The sequence below is a fragment of the Rhizobium sp. BK591 genome (assembly GCF_014195045.1).
Classification (GTDB): domain Bacteria; phylum Pseudomonadota; class Alphaproteobacteria; order Rhizobiales; family Rhizobiaceae; genus Rhizobium; species Rhizobium anhuiense.
Genome location: NZ_JACIAZ010000006.1, coordinates 369,674 through 383,859, shown reverse-complemented (window position 1 = coordinate 383,859; position 14,186 = coordinate 369,674). Strand labels below are relative to the sequence as shown.

Annotated in this window: 18 protein-coding genes; 6 read left to right on the top strand and 12 right to left on the bottom strand. The window is 62.3% G+C overall.

Features of this window, described 5'->3' with window-relative positions:
• Nucleotides 1–231 precede the first annotated feature (231 nt).
• Nucleotides 232–1,794 carry a helicase HerA-like C-terminal domain-containing protein gene (locus FHX10_RS26500; RefSeq protein ID WP_097542730.1) on the top strand — a complete coding sequence of 521 codons (1,563 nt, stop codon included), beginning with the start codon at nucleotides 232–234 and terminating at the stop codon, nucleotides 1,792–1,794.
• 117 nt (nucleotides 1,795–1,911) lie between these two features.
• Here FHX10_RS26500 and FHX10_RS26495 read toward each other — a convergent pair whose 3' ends face one another.
• Nucleotides 1,912–2,118 carry a hypothetical protein gene (locus tag FHX10_RS26495; protein ID WP_184390590.1) on the bottom strand — a complete coding sequence of 69 codons (207 nt, stop codon included), beginning with the start codon at nucleotides 2,116–2,118 and terminating at the stop codon, nucleotides 1,912–1,914.
• Here FHX10_RS26495 and FHX10_RS26490 point away from each other — a divergent pair.
• Nucleotides 2,117–3,709 carry an ABC-F family ATP-binding cassette domain-containing protein gene (locus FHX10_RS26490; RefSeq protein ID WP_183905769.1) on the top strand — a complete coding sequence of 531 codons (1,593 nt, stop codon included), beginning with the start codon at nucleotides 2,117–2,119 and terminating at the stop codon, nucleotides 3,707–3,709. The two genes, FHX10_RS26495 and FHX10_RS26490, sit on opposite strands and share 2 nt — an antisense overlap.
• A gap of 7 nt (nucleotides 3,710–3,716) precedes the next feature.
• On the opposite strand, the gene FHX10_RS26485 is transcribed toward FHX10_RS26490, so the two are convergent.
• Entirely contained in the window at nucleotides 3,717–4,214 is a 498-nt protein-coding gene (locus tag FHX10_RS26485) for a metal-dependent hydrolase (RefSeq protein WP_168333973.1), read from the bottom strand.
• 388 nt (nucleotides 4,215–4,602) lie between these two features.
• Here FHX10_RS26485 and FHX10_RS26480 point away from each other — a divergent pair, with 388 nt between their 5' ends.
• Nucleotides 4,603–6,123 carry an ABC-F family ATP-binding cassette domain-containing protein gene (locus FHX10_RS26480; RefSeq protein WP_184390587.1) on the top strand — a complete coding sequence of 507 codons (1,521 nt, stop codon included), beginning with the start codon at nucleotides 4,603–4,605 and terminating at the stop codon, nucleotides 6,121–6,123.
• Nucleotides 6,124–6,306: 183 nt separating this feature from the next.
• Here the strand turns inward: FHX10_RS26480 and FHX10_RS26475 are convergent, their stop codons facing one another.
• The 3 genes from FHX10_RS26475 to FHX10_RS26465 form a co-directional block, all read right to left on the bottom strand.
• Nucleotides 6,307–7,086, bottom strand: coding sequence for a VOC family protein (locus FHX10_RS26475; protein WP_168333956.1), 780 nt, complete (start codon nucleotides 7,084–7,086; stop codon nucleotides 6,307–6,309).
• An 80-nt stretch (nucleotides 7,087–7,166) separates the two neighbouring features.
• Nucleotides 7,167–7,631: a DUF1579 domain-containing protein gene (locus FHX10_RS26470; RefSeq protein ID WP_029868104.1), complete on the bottom strand. Its 465-nt coding sequence runs from the start codon at nucleotides 7,629–7,631 to the stop codon at nucleotides 7,167–7,169.
• Between the two features lie 50 nt (nucleotides 7,632–7,681).
• Nucleotides 7,682–8,410 carry a DUF899 domain-containing protein gene (locus tag FHX10_RS26465; RefSeq protein WP_029868105.1) on the bottom strand — a complete coding sequence of 243 codons (729 nt, stop codon included), beginning with the start codon at nucleotides 8,408–8,410 and terminating at the stop codon, nucleotides 7,682–7,684.
• Between the two features lie 68 nt (nucleotides 8,411–8,478).
• Here FHX10_RS26465 and FHX10_RS26460 point away from each other — a divergent pair, with 68 nt between their 5' ends.
• Together FHX10_RS26460 and FHX10_RS26455 are read left to right on the top strand one after the other, a co-directional pair.
• Nucleotides 8,479–9,000, top strand: a complete 522-nt coding sequence (locus FHX10_RS26460) for a MarR family winged helix-turn-helix transcriptional regulator (RefSeq protein WP_168333955.1) — start codon at nucleotides 8,479–8,481, stop codon at nucleotides 8,998–9,000.
• Nucleotides 9,001–9,007: 7 nt separating this feature from the next.
• Complete coding sequence (locus FHX10_RS26455; RefSeq protein ID WP_168333954.1) at nucleotides 9,008–9,601, top strand: LysE family translocator; 594 nt, start codon at nucleotides 9,008–9,010, stop codon at nucleotides 9,599–9,601.
• 88 nt (nucleotides 9,602–9,689) lie between these two features.
• Here FHX10_RS26455 and FHX10_RS26450 read toward each other — a convergent pair whose 3' ends face one another.
• Nucleotides 9,690–10,112: an organic hydroperoxide resistance protein gene (locus FHX10_RS26450; RefSeq protein WP_029868108.1), complete on the bottom strand. Its 423-nt coding sequence runs from the start codon at nucleotides 10,110–10,112 to the stop codon at nucleotides 9,690–9,692.
• Between the two features lie 124 nt (nucleotides 10,113–10,236).
• Between FHX10_RS26450 and FHX10_RS26445 the strand changes: the two genes are divergently transcribed.
• On the top strand, nucleotides 10,237–10,722 hold the full coding sequence (locus FHX10_RS26445) for a MarR family winged helix-turn-helix transcriptional regulator (RefSeq protein WP_047614211.1): 486 nt from the start codon (nucleotides 10,237–10,239) through the stop codon (nucleotides 10,720–10,722).
• A 43-nt stretch (nucleotides 10,723–10,765) separates the two neighbouring features.
• On the opposite strand, the gene FHX10_RS26440 is transcribed toward FHX10_RS26445, so the two are convergent.
• The 6 genes from FHX10_RS26440 to FHX10_RS26415 all read right to left on the bottom strand — a co-directional run bounded on the left by FHX10_RS26440 (nucleotide 10,766) and on the right by FHX10_RS26415 (nucleotide 14,121).
• The gene (locus FHX10_RS26440; RefSeq protein WP_029868110.1) at nucleotides 10,766–10,999 is read right to left on the bottom strand and encodes a hypothetical protein; all 234 of its coding nucleotides are present in this window, start codon (nucleotides 10,997–10,999) and stop codon (nucleotides 10,766–10,768) included.
• 113 nt (nucleotides 11,000–11,112) lie between these two features.
• Entirely contained in the window at nucleotides 11,113–11,349 is a 237-nt protein-coding gene (gene rpsU / locus FHX10_RS26435; protein WP_003569533.1) for a 30S ribosomal protein S21, read from the bottom strand.
• Between the two features lie 56 nt (nucleotides 11,350–11,405).
• Entirely contained in the window at nucleotides 11,406–11,690 is a 285-nt protein-coding gene (locus tag FHX10_RS26430) for a hypothetical protein (protein WP_029868111.1), read from the bottom strand.
• Between the two features lie 235 nt (nucleotides 11,691–11,925).
• Nucleotides 11,926–12,135: a cold-shock protein gene (locus tag FHX10_RS26425; RefSeq protein ID WP_003546468.1), complete on the bottom strand. Its 210-nt coding sequence runs from the start codon at nucleotides 12,133–12,135 to the stop codon at nucleotides 11,926–11,928.
• Between the two features lie 304 nt (nucleotides 12,136–12,439).
• Nucleotides 12,440–13,174, bottom strand: coding sequence for a L,D-transpeptidase (locus FHX10_RS26420; RefSeq protein WP_029868114.1), 735 nt, complete (start codon nucleotides 13,172–13,174; stop codon nucleotides 12,440–12,442).
• Between the two features lie 140 nt (nucleotides 13,175–13,314).
• Nucleotides 13,315–14,121: a L,D-transpeptidase gene (locus FHX10_RS26415; RefSeq protein WP_029868115.1), complete on the bottom strand. Its 807-nt coding sequence runs from the start codon at nucleotides 14,119–14,121 to the stop codon at nucleotides 13,315–13,317.
• Nucleotides 14,122–14,186: the final 65 nt, after the last annotated feature.

Here is a 14,186-nt window from a genome sequence, read left to right as displayed (position 1 = left end):
GTCAGCCTCCTGTTATTTTGACGTTAACGTCAACGTTAATGGAAAATCCACAGCAACTCAAGCCGGCCTCTCCGCGGGGGGCACTTTGTCCGGTTTTGCTTTTAATGCAAACAGTTGTCCGCATCCATCTCCCTGCTTATAACAGGGAAACGATGGTTCGATGAAGGCGGCGGGAGAGAACACCGAGCCTTCTGACATAAATGGCGGCAAAGCCCGAAGGGAGCATTCCGAATGATCGAGGAAGGCAAGATTTTCATCGGCGCGAGCCGCAATCCCGATGACAGCATCAACAAGCCGGAATATCTCGACCTGAAGTTCGGCAACCGCCATGGCCTCGTCACCGGCGCCACCGGCACCGGCAAGACGGTGACGCTGCAGGTGCTCGCCGAAGGCTTTTCGCGGGCCGGCGTTCCGGTCTTTGCGGCCGATATCAAGGGCGATCTTTCCGGCATCGCCGCCAAGGGCGAGCCCAAGGATTTCCTGACGAAGCGCGCCGAGCAGATCGGTTTCACCGATTATGAATTCGATCAGTTTCCGGTGATCTTCTGGGATCTGTTCGGCGAGAAGGGCCACCGGGTGCGCACCACCATCGCCGAGATGGGACCGCTGCTGCTCGCCCGCCTGATGGATGCCTCCGAACCGCAGGAAGGCGTCATCAACATCGCCTTCAAGATCGCCGACCAGGGCGGGCTGCCGCTGCTCGACCTCAAGGATTTCAGCTCGCTGCTCAACTATATGGGCGAAAACGCCAGCGAACTTTCCAACCAGTACGGCCTGATCTCCAAGGCCTCGGTCGGCTCGATCCAGCGGGCGCTGCTCGTTCTCGAACAGCAGGGTGCGGAGCACTTCTTCGGCGAACCGGCGCTGAAGATCTCCGACATCATGCGCACCAGCAATAATGGCTACGGCCAGATCTCGGTGCTCGCCGCCGACAAGCTGATGATGAACCCGCGGCTCTACGCCACCTTCCTGCTCTGGCTGCTCTCGGAGCTCTTCGAGGAGTTGCCCGAGGTGGGCGATCCGGAAAAGCCGAAGCTCGTCTTCTTCTTCGACGAGGCGCATCTGCTCTTCAATGACGCACCGAAGGTACTGACCGAACGCGTCGAACAGGTCGTGCGACTGATCCGCTCCAAGGGTGTCGGCGTCTATTTCGTGACGCAGAATCCGCTCGACGTGCCGGAAACGGTGCTCGCCCAGCTCGGCAACCGGGCGCAGCATGCATTGCGCGCCTATTCGCCGCGCGAACAGAAGGCGGTGAGGACGGCGGCCGATACCTTCCGTGCGAATCCGGCCTTCGATTGCGCCACCGTCATCACCAATCTCGGCACCGGCGAGGCGCTGGTCTCGACGCTGGAAGCCAAGGGCGCGCCGTCGATCGTCGAGCGCACGCTGATCCGCCCGCCGTCGGGCCGCGTCGGCCCGGTGACGGATGCCGAGCGCCAGCAGATCATGGACAGAAGCCCGGTTCTCGGCGTCTATGACGAGGATATCGACCGCGAATCCGCCTTCGAGCTGCTGGCGGCGCGGGCAAAGAAGGCGGCGGATGCCGATGCTGCCAAGCGGGCGCAGGAAGAGGCGCCTCAGCAGGGCAGCACGACCTCCGGCTGGAGCCTGCCGGGTTTCGGCGGCGGCAATGACGACGATAACCAGGGCCGCGGCCAATCGCGCGGCCGGGCTTCCGGCTACCAGCGCGAAACGGTGGTGGAAGCGGCGATGAAGAGCGTGGCGCGCACGGTGGCGACCCAAGTCGGCCGGGCGCTGGTGCGCGGAATATTGGGGAGCTTGAAGCGGTAGGTTTGCGGCGCGCCGTAAGCCCCTCATCCGCCTGCCGGCACCGTCCGGGGTGGGGCCACGTGTCTCGACCTTTCCGTTCCCCACCACCCTCTCGCAGGGCACGTTCCCTCGCCCCGTTTACGGGGAGAGGGTTAGGGTGAGGGGCAATCTCCTGACGAAGCCAGCCAAGGAAAGCGGGCGGTCAGTTGGCTCTTTGCCTTGAACCTTCCGCCTTTCTTCCCTAAATTCCCCGCCATCGATCTTTTCAACAGGATGTGTGCCGCAATGGATTTCAACTCGATCGCAACGCCAGTTCGCCTTGCCAACGAGGAAATCCACATCCATGCCTGCATCCATCACCCTCTTCCAGATTTCATGGTCCGCGCCTGACGGGCGGCCGCTTTTTTCCAATCTCGACCTCAGCTTCGGGTCGGAGCGCACCGGTCTTGTCGGGCGCAACGGCGTCGGCAAGACGACGCTGCTGAAGCTCGTCTGCGGCGATATCCAACCGCATTCGGGGACGGTTTCCGTCAGCGGCAGCCTCGGCGTGCTGCGGCAGAGCGTTCAGGTGGCGTCTGACGAGACGGTCGGCGATCTCTTCGGCGTCACCGATGCGCTGGCTATTCTGCATCGTGCCGAAGCCGGCGAGGCGACGGCCGACGAGCTGGCATCGGCCGACTGGACGCTGGAGGCACGCATGGCCGCAGCGCTCAATCGCACCGGCCTCGACGTGGCCGCGCAGACCCCGCTTGCGGCACTCTCGGGCGGGCAGCGCACACGTGCCGGGCTTGCGGCGCTTGTTTTCACCGAACCGGATTTCCTGCTGCTCGACGAACCCACAAACAATCTCGATCGCGATGGCCGCGAGGCGGTGATCGGCCTGATTTCAGGCTGGCGGGCCGGCGCCATCATCGTCAGCCATGACCGGGAATTGCTTGAAAGCGTCGATGCGATCGTCGAACTGACCTCGCTCAGCGCCACGCGCTATGGCGGCAACTGGAGCCATTATCGCGAGCGCAAGGCGCTCGAGCTGGCGGCGGCACAACATGATCTCACTGAAGCCGATAAACGCGTGGCCGAGGTGGCACGGAAGGCGCAGGCGACGGTGGAGCGTCAGGCGCACAGGGACAGTACCGGGCGGAAGATGGCCGCCAAGGGCGGCATACCGCGCATCATGCTCGGTGGCATGAAGGAGCGGAGCCAAACGACGGGCGGCGACAACGCGCGGCTTGCCGAACGGCGGCGCGCCCAGGCGCTGGAAGAGGCAAAGGCGGCGCGCGAAAAGATCGAGATCCTGCAACCCTTGTCGGTCACCTTGCCGCCGACCGGGCTGCCCGCCAGCAAGATCGTGCTCAGGATGGATGACGTGACATCGGGCTACCAGCCGGGTGATCCCGTCATCCGCGATCTCTCCTTCGACGTGACGGGGCCGGAACGGATCGCCGTCACCGGCCCCAACGGCTCGGGCAAGACCACCTTGCTGGCGCTCATCACCGGCGAACTGGAACCCTGGGCCGGCACCGTCGCCGTCATGACCGCTTTCACGATGCTCGATCAGAAGGTCAGCTTGCTCGACCCCTCGGCCTCGATCCGCGACAATTTCCGCCGGATCAATCCGCTTTCCGATGAGAATACTTGCCGGGCGGCCCTTGCCCGCTTCATGTTCAGGGCGGATGCGGCGCTGCAGACCGTCTCGGCGCTCAGCGGCGGGCAATTGCTGCGCGCCGGCCTTGCCTGCGTCCTGGGCTCAGCACCGCCGCCGCTCCTGATCCTCGACGAGCCGACCAATCATCTCGACATCGACTCGATTGCTGCGGTTGAGGCCGGACTGCGCGCTTATGACGGGGCGCTGCTGGTGGTCAGCCATGACGAGACGTTTCTCGAGAGTATCGGGATAGAGCAGCGGCTGGAATTACCTGCCGGCGACCCGGGATAATTCCGGCTCACGCCTGCTGCCGGCCTCCAACGCGACGGTTTCGGCAGACGGCAACGATCAACGCGGTGACGCAGATCAGGAGTTCGAGAACGAAGGTCCAATGCAGCATGAAACTCACGATCCAATTGCTGTAGGTCGCCGGCACCGTCGTCAGCTCGAATTTCGACCAATCGAATGGCGCGAGCCAAAGCATCGGCGCAGCGACGGTATCCATAATCATATGAAGTGTGACGGCTGCGAAAAACGCGGCGACCGTGGGAAGCCAGTCCGGCGCCAGTCGACTGATGGCCGGCAGGGCCGTGGCGGCGAAGCCGAGCCAAAAAAGCGGCCAGTGGGAGACATAGTCGTGATGGTGGACTTTGCCGCCGGTCAGGAAGAAATAGACCATGTCGAAATCCGGCAATACGCTGCCGATCAAGGCTGCAGTCATGATGCCAGGTGCGGCGGACCGTTGCCGCACGGCGCTCCCGAGAAGGTAGCCTGCAGGCAAATGGGCAATGAGCATGCGTCTTATTCTCCCGGTCGGTCCCGAAGAATCCACTATGCGCGGTTTATGGCTAGAATCGGCACAGGGCCGGCTCACTTGCCTCTTTTTGCGGGCAATGTTATTTGGATCCGGCAACCTTTTTTGAGAAAGGAGGATCACGCAATGCAGTATTATTTTCGGTTTAATCGCCAGCGTGGTCCCGTCAACGCCCTGCAGATGCGTTTGCAGGGCTGACCAGAGGCCGTTTCTCGACATCTCTTCCTGGTTGGTCTGCCCTTCGTGGCCAATGCGGCGCCGTAGCTGACAGCGCGCATTTTTCTCAATTTCCGGGCCCGATACACGCAATCCCGTGATGGCTGAATGCCCCGGATCGCGCGTGATACCCGGTCAAGACCAGAGAACGATCATGACACTCATCAATATCCGCAATCTCGGCGTGACGCTGGGCAATCCGTTGTTTTCCAAGCTCAATCTCGTCGTCAACACTGGCGATCGCATCGGCCTCGTCGCCGCCAACGGGCGGGGGAAATCGACGCTGCTTGCCTGCATCACCGGCGCGCTGGAGCCGAGCGAGGGCGAGATCACCAAGGCGCGCGGGCTGACCGTCGGCCATGTCGCGCAGAATGTGCCGCCGGGGCTTTTCGACACGCCGTTCTATGATGCCGTGCTGCAGGCGCTGCCGGCCGATCAGGCCGAAAGCGAGAGCTGGCGCGTCGATGTGGTGCTGGAATCGCTCGAGGTGCCGGAGGCCATGCGCCAGCGGCCGCTGAAGCAGCTGAGCGGCGGATGGCAACGGCTGGCCATGCTTGCCCGCACCTGGGTGAGCGAGCCCGACGTGCTTCTGCTCGACGAGCCGACCAACCATCTCGACCTTGAAAAGATCGCCCAGCTCGAAGGCTGGCTGAATGCGCTGCCGCGCGACGTGCCGGTGATCCTGTCCAGCCACGACCGCGCCTTCCTCGATGCGACGACCAACCGGACGCTGTTCCTGCGGCCGGAGCAATCGCCGGTCTTCGCCCTGCCCTACACACGAGCGCGCGCCGCCCTCGACGAAGCCGATGCGTCCGAGGCGCGGCGCTACGAGCGCGACATGAAAGTGGCGGAGCAGTTGCGCAAGCAGGCGGCGAAGCTCAACAATATCGGCATCAATTCGGGCAGCGACCTGCTCGTCGTCAAGACGAAGCAGCTCAAGCAGCGGGCGGAGAAGCTGGAGGATGCGGCAAAACCGGCGCATCTCGAGCGCTCGGCCGGCGCCATCCGGCTCGCCAATCGCGGCACGCATGCCAAGGTGCTCGTGACGCTGGAGGATGCGGCCGTGACGACGCCGGATGGGACGCCTCTATTCAAGACCGGCCGGCAATTCATCTGCCAGGGCGACCGCATCGTGCTGCTCGGCCTCAACGGCGCCGGCAAGTCGCGGCTGGTGTCGATGCTGAAGCAGGCGATCGAAAGGCCGGAGACGGCGCGCGACAGCATCAAGGCGACGCCTTCGCTCGTGCTCGGCTATGGCGACCAGGCGCTTGCCGATCTCGCCGACAGCGACACGCCGATTGGCACGATCATCCGCCGCTTCGATGTCGGCGACCAGCGGGCACGGGCCCTGCTGGCCGGCGCCGGCATGACGATCGACATGCAGGCAAAACCGATCGGCCAGCTGTCCGGTGGCCAGAAGGCGCGGCTCGGCATGCTGGTGCTGCGGCTGACCGAGCCGAACTTCTATCTGCTCGACGAGCCGACCAATCACCTCGACATCGATGGACAGGAAGCGCTGGAGGGCGAACTGATGTCGCATGAAGCGAGCTGCCTGCTGGTCTCAAACGACCGCAGTTTCGTGCGGGCGGTGGGCAACCGGTTCTGGCTGATCGAGAAGAAGCGGCTGGTGGAGGTGGAGAGCCCGGAAGGGTTCTTTGCTTCGGTTGCGGGGTGATGGATGGGTGTGATTGGTGTTGGCCGTGTGCCGTGAAGCCACCTCATCCGGCTGCCGCCCTTCTCCCCGCGGGGAGAAGGGACTCGTGGCGACGTCTCGATTCCCCCTTCTCTCCTCGGGGAGAAGGTGCCCGTAGGGCGGATAAGGGGGCTTTACGCCACACCGCCAAAAATGCGGCAAAACCTACCGCTTCGGCGCCACCAGGCAGAAGAAGGCGCCTTGCGGGTCGGTGGCCTGGATGATCCAGCTGCCGCCGGGGACTTCCATCGGGCCGTTGACGACCTTGCCGCCGCCTGAGGTGACGCGTTCGATCGCGGCGTCGATCGCCGGCACGATGAAATAGTAGCACCAGAAGGGCATCGGCATATTGTCCGGCTTGGTCATCATGCCGCCGATCTGCCGGCCACCATGGGCGAAGAGATGGTAGACGCCCATCGGACCCATGTCGAAATCGCTGTGCTTCGTCCAGCCGAACAGCTTGGAATAGAAGGCCAGCGCCTGTTCGCCATTGCCGGCGTAGAGTTCGTGCCAGCCGATATTGCCGGGCGCGTCGAAGGCCAGTTCCGGCCAGGTTTTGTCCATCGGCGCCGGCGTCATGATACAGATCACCGCGCCACCCGGATCGGCGACGACGGCGAAGCGGCCGATGGTCGGGATGTCTTCCGGCGGACGGCGGACCGAACCGCCATTGGCGGCGAAATCCTTGGCCGACTGATCGACGTCGTCGACATCAACATAACCCGTCCAGTTCGGTGGAATGCCCTTGCCCTCGAGTTCGGCCGGAAACTCCATCAGGCCGGCGACGCCGATGCCGTTCGCCTCGAAGATCGTATAGGTCGGCATGCCCTCCATTTTCATCTCGGAGGTCGTCCAGCCGACGACGGAGCTGTAGAATTTCGCAGCAACCGCTGTGTCGGGGGTCATCAACTCGCACCAAATGAACTTTCCATGCGTCTCGGACATCCTACTCTCCCTTTTTCGACGCTCCTTTCCCGAGGCCTCTTTTTCGAAACCCCTTCTTTCAAGGTCGAGCGCCGTGATTGTCAGATCTTGCGGGCGTAATGTGCTTCCATGAACTGCTTCCAGGAACCGTCAGGCTGCTTGGCGCTGGAGATGAAGGTGCGGTGATCGGCGTCGGTGAAGGTGATCTGCTCGCAGTAATCGGCAAGTCCCTCGCCATTGAAGTCGGGACCTGTCGTATAGAGGTCCAGCACATTGCCGGATGCGTCGAGCTCGCCCTCATAGACCCACATATAGTCCATCATGCTGCCGATCCAGCTGCCGATATATTTGCCTTTTGCGGCGTTGTAGCCAAGCGTCAGGATGCTGGTCGCCTCTTTACCATCCGGCATGCGGCCGGTCCCTTCGGCGACGAACCAGATGCCGTGCAGCGAGCGCACGGTTTCCGTCCAAGGCTCGCTGCCGGTCATATCGGGTGCGGTGACGGTCCATTCGCCGATCAGTCTTTCCAGGAAGGAATGTTCCTTCAGCACTTCAGCGGTCTTCATCGTCCTCTTCTCCCTTGAGTGATGGTGGCGTCGTCTTTCCGCATCCCGGCTCAGTGACAGCAGGATGGCGCCTTCGGGGCCCCCTCATATTCGTCGTGGCGGCGCACGAAATTCATCGTGCTGTCCTCGTTACGGCCCTTCGGGGCGCGGTCGAGGATCATCAGGGTGCCGATCAGTTCTTCCGGGCCGCGGGCATAACTCGAATAGGTATGGAAGACCTCGCCCTTGTCGTCGCGGTAGAAGGCGCTGAGGCCCGGCAGCTCGTCATTGGCATCAGCCGGCGGCATAGGCGTGAAATTGTAAAAGACCTTGTCTTTGGCAAGATCCTCCGGGCTGAAAGAAACGTGATAATCGAAATTGAAATCGCTGCCGAAGGAAGAGACCCAGGGAAATTGCCAGCCCATGCGCCGCTTGTAGGCGGCGATCTTGTCGAGCGGCGCGCGCGAAACGGCGACCCAGGTGACGTCGTGATGGTTCAGATGCGGCAGGGCGCCGTCGACATGATCCGACAGGAAGGAGCAGCCGGTGCAGCCGGCATCCCAATCGGGGCCGAGCATGAAATGATAGACCAGCAACTGGCTGCGGCCGTCGAAAAGATCGGCGAGCGATTTCTTTCCCTCCGGCGTGTCGAAGACATAATCCTTGTCGACCTTCACCCAGGGCAGCGCCAGACGGGCGGCGTTGACGCTGTCGCGCAGCCGCGTCGCCTCCTTCTCCTTTACCAGCAGGGCGCGGCGAGCTTCGAGCCATTCTTCTCGGGAAACAACCTCATTCTGCATGGAATGCGCCCTCCTCCGGCACGCTCCTTTTCCTTGACTAATTACATTGATATCAATAGAAATGGAGCATGTCAAATTCGATCGAGATTCCCTTTTCCACGACGCTGATGGTGCGCGACACCTGCCTCTGCCTGCATGTGCAGCGGGCGGCGCGCGCACTTGCCCGGCTGTTCGACGATGCGCTGAGGCCGGCGGGGCTGACCAACGGGCAGTTTTCGCTGATGATGTCGCTGAACCGGCCGGAACCGCCGCCGATGGGACCGGTCGCCGCCCTGCTCGCGATGGACCAGACAACGCTGACGGCGGCGCTGAAGCCGCTGCAGCGCAAGGGCTGGGTCGCAGTGATGGAGAACCCCCGGGATAGGCGCGGCCGGCTGCTGAGCCTCACCGCCGATGGCAAGGCGGCGCTGGCAAAGGCGCTGCCGATCTGGGAAGCGACGCATGCGCTGCTTGACGGCAGGCTCTCGGATAGCGGTTCCGCGCGGCTGCGGCAGGACCTGCAGGCGCTATCATCCATGCCGGCCGAAACGCTGAAGGCCGCTGCGTCGCCGCGGCCGTCCCGTCATAACAGGCGGACAACGGCGGAATAGGCGGGCTATGAGCATCTGGTTCTTCATCATTCCCTTCACACTCGCCGCCGCCCTTCCGGGACCGGCCCAGGGCGCGCTGATCGCGCAGGTGCTTACGCGTGGCGGGCGCTCGACGCTTACCTTCATCCTCGGCATGATCGCCGGCAATTCGCTCTGGCTGGTGGCAGCGATCTCAGGGCTTTCGGCGCTGGCATTGCGCTTCGAAGCCGCCTTCGTCATCGTCAAATGGCTGGGGGTCGCCTATCTGCTGTTCATAGCCTGGAAGCTCTGGACGAGCGCGCCTGATGGCATCCAGGCGCAGGCGGGCGGCAAGCGCGACCTGGTCGCCGGCATGCTGCTGACGCTCGGCAATCCGAAGGCGGTGGTGTTTTTCGGGGCGGTGCTGCCACAGGCCTTCGATCTGACGGCGCTGTCGGTATCGCAGATTGCCGTGATCGTCGCTCTCGGCCTTGCGATCGATCTCGGCGTGCAACTCGCCTATCTCATGGTCGCGGCAAGAGCCCGCGCCTTTATCCGCTCACCACGCCAGATGCGGGCGGTGAACCGGTCGGCGGCAGGGCTGATGGCGGGTTCGGCGGCGCTGATCGCGATGCGGAGCTGAAATCGAACCGATTTCCCACCAGGTCAATGGCCCTGCCCTACCGGCAGATTGCGGCAGCCATCGCGGCTGCCGCCTTTCTTAAAGCCGATCAGGCAACCGTAACCGGAACTTCGGTCGAGGTGCGCATGGCGTGGCTGTAGGGGCAGACGATGTGGGCCGCGGCGGCGAGCTTTTCGGCGGTTTCACGGTCGAGACCGGGGATATTGACCGTCAGCGCCACTTCGATGCCGAAGCCGCCGCCATCTTCACGCGGGCCGATGCCGACCTTGGCGGAAACCGTCGTCTCTTCCGGAATCTTGACCTTCTGCTGGCCCGCGACAAATTTCAAAGCACCGAGGAAGCAGGCGGAGTAACCGGCAGCGAAGAGCTGTTCGGGATTGGTGCCGGTCGCGCCGTCGCCGCCGAGTTCCTTGGGAACGGTCAGCGTCACGTCCAGAACGCCGTTTTCGGAAACGGCGCGGCCTGCGCGGCCGCCGGTGGCAGAGGCTTTGGTCGTATAGAGAATAGGCATGACGATCTCCTTTGATTGGCCCTTCGATCGGGTTGGACTTTCAATATCGCACAATTAAATTGTACGCAAGTGAATTTTGCAAATTGCATTTCGAATTCGAAAAGAGGACAATAAGGCCTCAAGGATGATGGATATGAAAGCGCACACGACGAAGACGATGGAGATACCGCAAGAGGAGAAACGACTGGAAAAGCAGTTGTGCTTCGCGGTCTATGCGACGGCGCATGCTTTCACCCGCGCCTACAAGCCAATCCTCGACCGGGTCGGGCTGACTTATCCGCAATATCTGGTGATGCTGGTGCTCTGGGAACGCAGCGAGTTGCCGGTGAAGACGATCGGCGAGCAGCTCGATCTCGATTCCGGCACGCTGTCGCCGCTGTTGAAACGGCTGGAACAGGGCGGACTGATCAAGCGCATCCGCGACCTGCGCGACGAACGGCAGGTAATCGTGTCACTGACCCCGAGAGGTGAGGCGATGAAGGGGGAGATCGATACGATCATGACGGCGATCGGGCAAGCCGCCGGCTGCACGCTCAAGGAAATGGCCGAGATGCGCGACATGCTGCATCGGCTGCGCGGCAATCTCGCCCACGCCGGCACGGACGGCTGAACGCATCCACCCGGTCAGCCTAAATAAGGGCACCCACCGAGGATTAGGGCCGTCCCGCAGCCGGCTTGGCCGGCGACCGGCGCTTCTTTGCAGGCGGCGCCTTAGGTTCGGCTTCGGCCTCCTGCTGCAGGCGCAGTGCTTTCAGCTTCTCCGTCTTCTTGTCACGAGCCGATGCCTCAGCGGCGATGATGGCGCGCGCCGTATGATCGGTCGCTTCCGCCTTGTCGCGAGACGAGAGCTTGGCGGGATTGAAGAATTCTCCCTTGGTGGCGGTCATGTGCCCCTTTCTCAGGTGATGGCGGCGCTAGAGTCGTGGCTCCGCGGCTGGAACCGCGGCTCCATGTTTGGCGCCACGATTCCACGGCAGGCGCCGTGATTCCACGGCTAGGTTTAGCGGGCGCGAAGAACCTTCTTCGGTGCCGGCAGCAGACCTTCGCGCTGCAGCTTCTTGCGGGCAAGCTTGCGCTGGCGGCGAATGGCTTCGGCCTTTTCGCGGGCGCGCTTCTCGGACGGCTTCTCAAAGGCGCTGCGCGCCTTCATTTCCCGGAACAGACCTTCCCGCTGCATCTTCTTCTTGAGCACGCGGAGCGCCTGATCGACGTTGTTATCCCTGACGAGAACCTGCAAAACGATATCCTTCCTGTCGGCGGCAAGGCCGCGCTGTCATAGTAAAAACGGCGGGACTACTTCCCGATCTTGATGCTCGAAAACTTCAGCCATGGCTCGGCGCCATCGGACTTGGCCGCCGCCTCGGGAGAAACCCTGGATGGCGTTTCCCCCGTATCGATATCGGCCTCAGTGATGCGGCGCTCGAAATTCTCCGCATCGAACTGGACCCGATATTGCACATGCCCGTGGTCGTTGGGCAGTATGCTGGAAATCCGGCACCGCTTGTCGGCTTTCGCCGTGCGGGTGAGGCCGGATTTCAGCACGATCATGTCGCCGACTTTATAGTTTGGTCTGCCCATTTCAGCGTCCCTTCGACTCTTCGGCTGCGCAATCGATCAATCAAAGGCCGGGCGATCAAATCAGCAAAGCCAGGCGATCAAAGCAAAAAGGCCGGGCTCGGACCCGACCTCTTCCAGTCACTCAGCCCGCTGCCAATCTTTGGTCAGTTCGCTGCCAGTACATCCGTGGTCAGCTCGCTGCCAGCATTTGGTCAGCCCGCCGCCATGTTCATGGTCAGCGCAGGCGAATGACAAATCATGCGGCCTGAAGATTATCAGCCGAGTTCTTGCCGGACTTCTTGTCGCGGACGAGATCGTAGCGGATCTTCTGGCCTTCAACGAGTTCGCGCATGCCGGCGCGTTCAACCGCTGAAATGTGAACGAAAACGTCGGTAGAACCATCATCGGGCTGGATGAAGCCAAAGCCCTTGGTGCCATTGAACCACTTGACGACGCCTGAATTCATAACGATCTCCTTTTCAACCGTTTGTGTTCGCCTGCGGAGAGATATCCGACAAGCCGTATCGATGTTGAGAGGATATCTGACGGAGCGCTTCAGCGCGTGGACAAAGGTCGCAAGCAATTCGATACGCACCATGTAGGATATTTATCGAATTAAGCAATGGTATTTCGAAAAATAAAATCCCCTGGCGGCGCAAAATGAAAACTCTTGCTCAAGCGAAAGCTGGTGCTTTTGGGCGGAAGCAACGACTTCCTCGGGGAAAAGGATCGATCCGGGGCGGCCGGATTGTGGGCCGCCCTGGTGATCATTACTGCCAGACGACGATCGGCGCCTTTGTCGGCACGCGGTCGTAGAGATCGATGATATCCTGGTTCATCAGCCGCACGCAGCCCGATGAGACGGCCTTGCCGATCGAGCGCCAGTCGGGATTGCCGTGCAGGCGGTAGAGCGTGTCCTCGCCATTCGAGAAGATATAGAGCGCGCGGGCGCCGAGCGGGTTCTTCAGGCCCGGCTCCATGCCGCCGTTGTCGATCGAATATTTGACGAGTTCCGGCTGGCGGGCGACCATCTCGTTCGGCGGCTTCCAGCGCGGCCATTTCTGCCGCCACTGGATAACGCCCGAGCCCTGCCAGGCAAAACCCTCGCGGCCGATGCCGACCCCGTAACGCATCGCCATGCCATCGCTCTGGACGAGATAGAGGAAACGCGATGGCGTATCGACGACGATGGTGCCCGGCGGCTGGCCGGTGGGATCGACGACGCGCTGGCGATAATAGCGCGGATCGATCTGTTCGTAGGGAACGGCGGGAATGAGAAAGCCGCCGTCCTCGATGGGGCCATACATGACGGCAAGCTCGGCTCCGCTCGGCACGCTCGACGCCCCCGGGGACTGGAACAGGCGCATGGGCGAACGGTAAATGATCGTTGTATCGCCTGATGTCACCGTGTTGGCGCTGGAGGCGCAGCCGGTGAGTGCGGAGGCTGCGGTCAATGCCGAAAAGGAAAGAAAGCTACGGCGGGAAAGATGTCTATCGAAGCTCATGACGCGGGACTGATTTCCTTTGATGCGGGAATCCTGGGATAACGACATCAGTGAATCTATCGGCTTGCGCCAAATAAACCATAGCTTCACGCAGACGTGTCCGGCCTGGGGCAGACGATATGGGGCGCGCTGTTGCAGCGCTACATCACAACGATCTCAGCCTTGGCCGGAACGCGGTCGTAGAGATCGATGACGTCCTGGTTCAGCATGCGCACGCAGCCAGATGAAGTGGCCTTGCCGATCGACTGCCAGTCGGGCGTGCCATGGATGCGGTAGAGCGTGTCCTGCCCGCCCTTGAAGATATACATGGCGCGGGCGCCGAGCGGGTTCATCAGTCCCGGATTCATGCCGCCATTCTCCGCGCCGAAGGGGCGAACCTCAGGCTGGCGCGAGACCATTTCGACTGACGGCGTCCAGCGCGGCCATTTCTGCTTCCACTGGATGGTGCCGCGGCCCGACCAGGCGTAACCGTCGCGGCCGAGGCCGACGCCGTAGCGCATCGCCTTGCCGTTGCCCTCGACGAAATAAAGAAAGCGCGTCTTGGTATCGACGATCACGGTGCCGGGCCGCTCTGTCGTCTGGTAATCGACCTCCTGGCGCAGGAACTGCGGCTGCACGCGGCTGATCGGGATCGCCGGCAGGGTGAAATCCTCGTCGCGAAGCTGGCCATACATCGCCATGTGCACGGGATTGGTGACCGGCAGGCCGTAGGTCTGATGGAACTGGGTCTTGTAGAGTTCGCGCGTCTGCGGCACCGGCTGATCGGGAATGGGCCGCACCCGGCGCGGATCGACGCCGGGCGGCTGATAAAACACCGGCGAGGTTTCCTGGACGAAGCGGGCGGGCGAATCGGCGGCGACATCGGGAATGAGAATGTTGCAGCCGCTCAGCGACGCAACGGCAATCACAAGCCCGGCAATCGGGAAGACCCGGCGCAGAAAATTCATGGAACCACCCTTATCAACGATCGGCAGACAACGACATCTGCCGGGACGATGGCATCTGCGGCTGG

Excerpts from the sequence above, each read along its gene's own strand:
- FHX10_RS26500 (WP_097542730.1), top strand. The coding sequence starts at position 232 with ATGATCGAGGAAGGCAAGATTTTCATCGGCGCGAGCCGCAATCCCGAT.
- FHX10_RS26490 (WP_183905769.1), top strand. The coding sequence starts at position 2,117 with ATGCCTGCATCCATCACCCTCTTCCAGATTTCATGGTCCGCGCCTGAC.
- FHX10_RS26495 (WP_184390590.1), bottom strand. The coding sequence starts at position 2,118 with ATGGATGTGGATTTCCTCGTTGGCAAGGCGAACTGGCGTTGCGATCGA.
- FHX10_RS26485 (WP_168333973.1), bottom strand. The coding sequence starts at position 4,214 with ATGCTCATTGCCCATTTGCCTGCAGGCTACCTTCTCGGGAGCGCCGTG.
- FHX10_RS26480 (WP_184390587.1), top strand. The coding sequence starts at position 4,603 with ATGACACTCATCAATATCCGCAATCTCGGCGTGACGCTGGGCAATCCG.
- FHX10_RS26475 (WP_168333956.1), bottom strand. The coding sequence starts at position 7,086 with ATGTCCGAGACGCATGGAAAGTTCATTTGGTGCGAGTTGATGACCCCC.
- FHX10_RS26470 (WP_029868104.1), bottom strand. The coding sequence starts at position 7,631 with ATGAAGACCGCTGAAGTGCTGAAGGAACATTCCTTCCTGGAAAGACTG.
- FHX10_RS26465 (WP_029868105.1), bottom strand. The coding sequence starts at position 8,410 with ATGCAGAATGAGGTTGTTTCCCGAGAAGAATGGCTCGAAGCTCGCCGC.
- FHX10_RS26460 (WP_168333955.1), top strand. The coding sequence starts at position 8,479 with ATGTCAAATTCGATCGAGATTCCCTTTTCCACGACGCTGATGGTGCGC.
- FHX10_RS26455 (WP_168333954.1), top strand. The coding sequence starts at position 9,008 with ATGAGCATCTGGTTCTTCATCATTCCCTTCACACTCGCCGCCGCCCTT.
- FHX10_RS26450 (WP_029868108.1), bottom strand. The coding sequence starts at position 10,112 with ATGCCTATTCTCTATACGACCAAAGCCTCTGCCACCGGCGGCCGCGCA.
- FHX10_RS26445 (WP_047614211.1), top strand. The coding sequence starts at position 10,237 with ATGATGGATATGAAAGCGCACACGACGAAGACGATGGAGATACCGCAA.
- FHX10_RS26440 (WP_029868110.1), bottom strand. The coding sequence starts at position 10,999 with ATGACCGCCACCAAGGGAGAATTCTTCAATCCCGCCAAGCTCTCGTCT.
- FHX10_RS26430 (WP_029868111.1), bottom strand. The coding sequence starts at position 11,690 with ATGGGCAGACCAAACTATAAAGTCGGCGACATGATCGTGCTGAAATCC.
- FHX10_RS26425 (WP_003546468.1), bottom strand. The coding sequence starts at position 12,135 with ATGAATTCAGGCGTCGTCAAGTGGTTCAATGGCACCAAGGGCTTTGGC.
- FHX10_RS26420 (WP_029868114.1), bottom strand. The coding sequence starts at position 13,174 with ATGAGCTTCGATAGACATCTTTCCCGCCGTAGCTTTCTTTCCTTTTCG.
- FHX10_RS26415 (WP_029868115.1), bottom strand. The coding sequence starts at position 14,121 with ATGAATTTTCTGCGCCGGGTCTTCCCGATTGCCGGGCTTGTGATTGCC.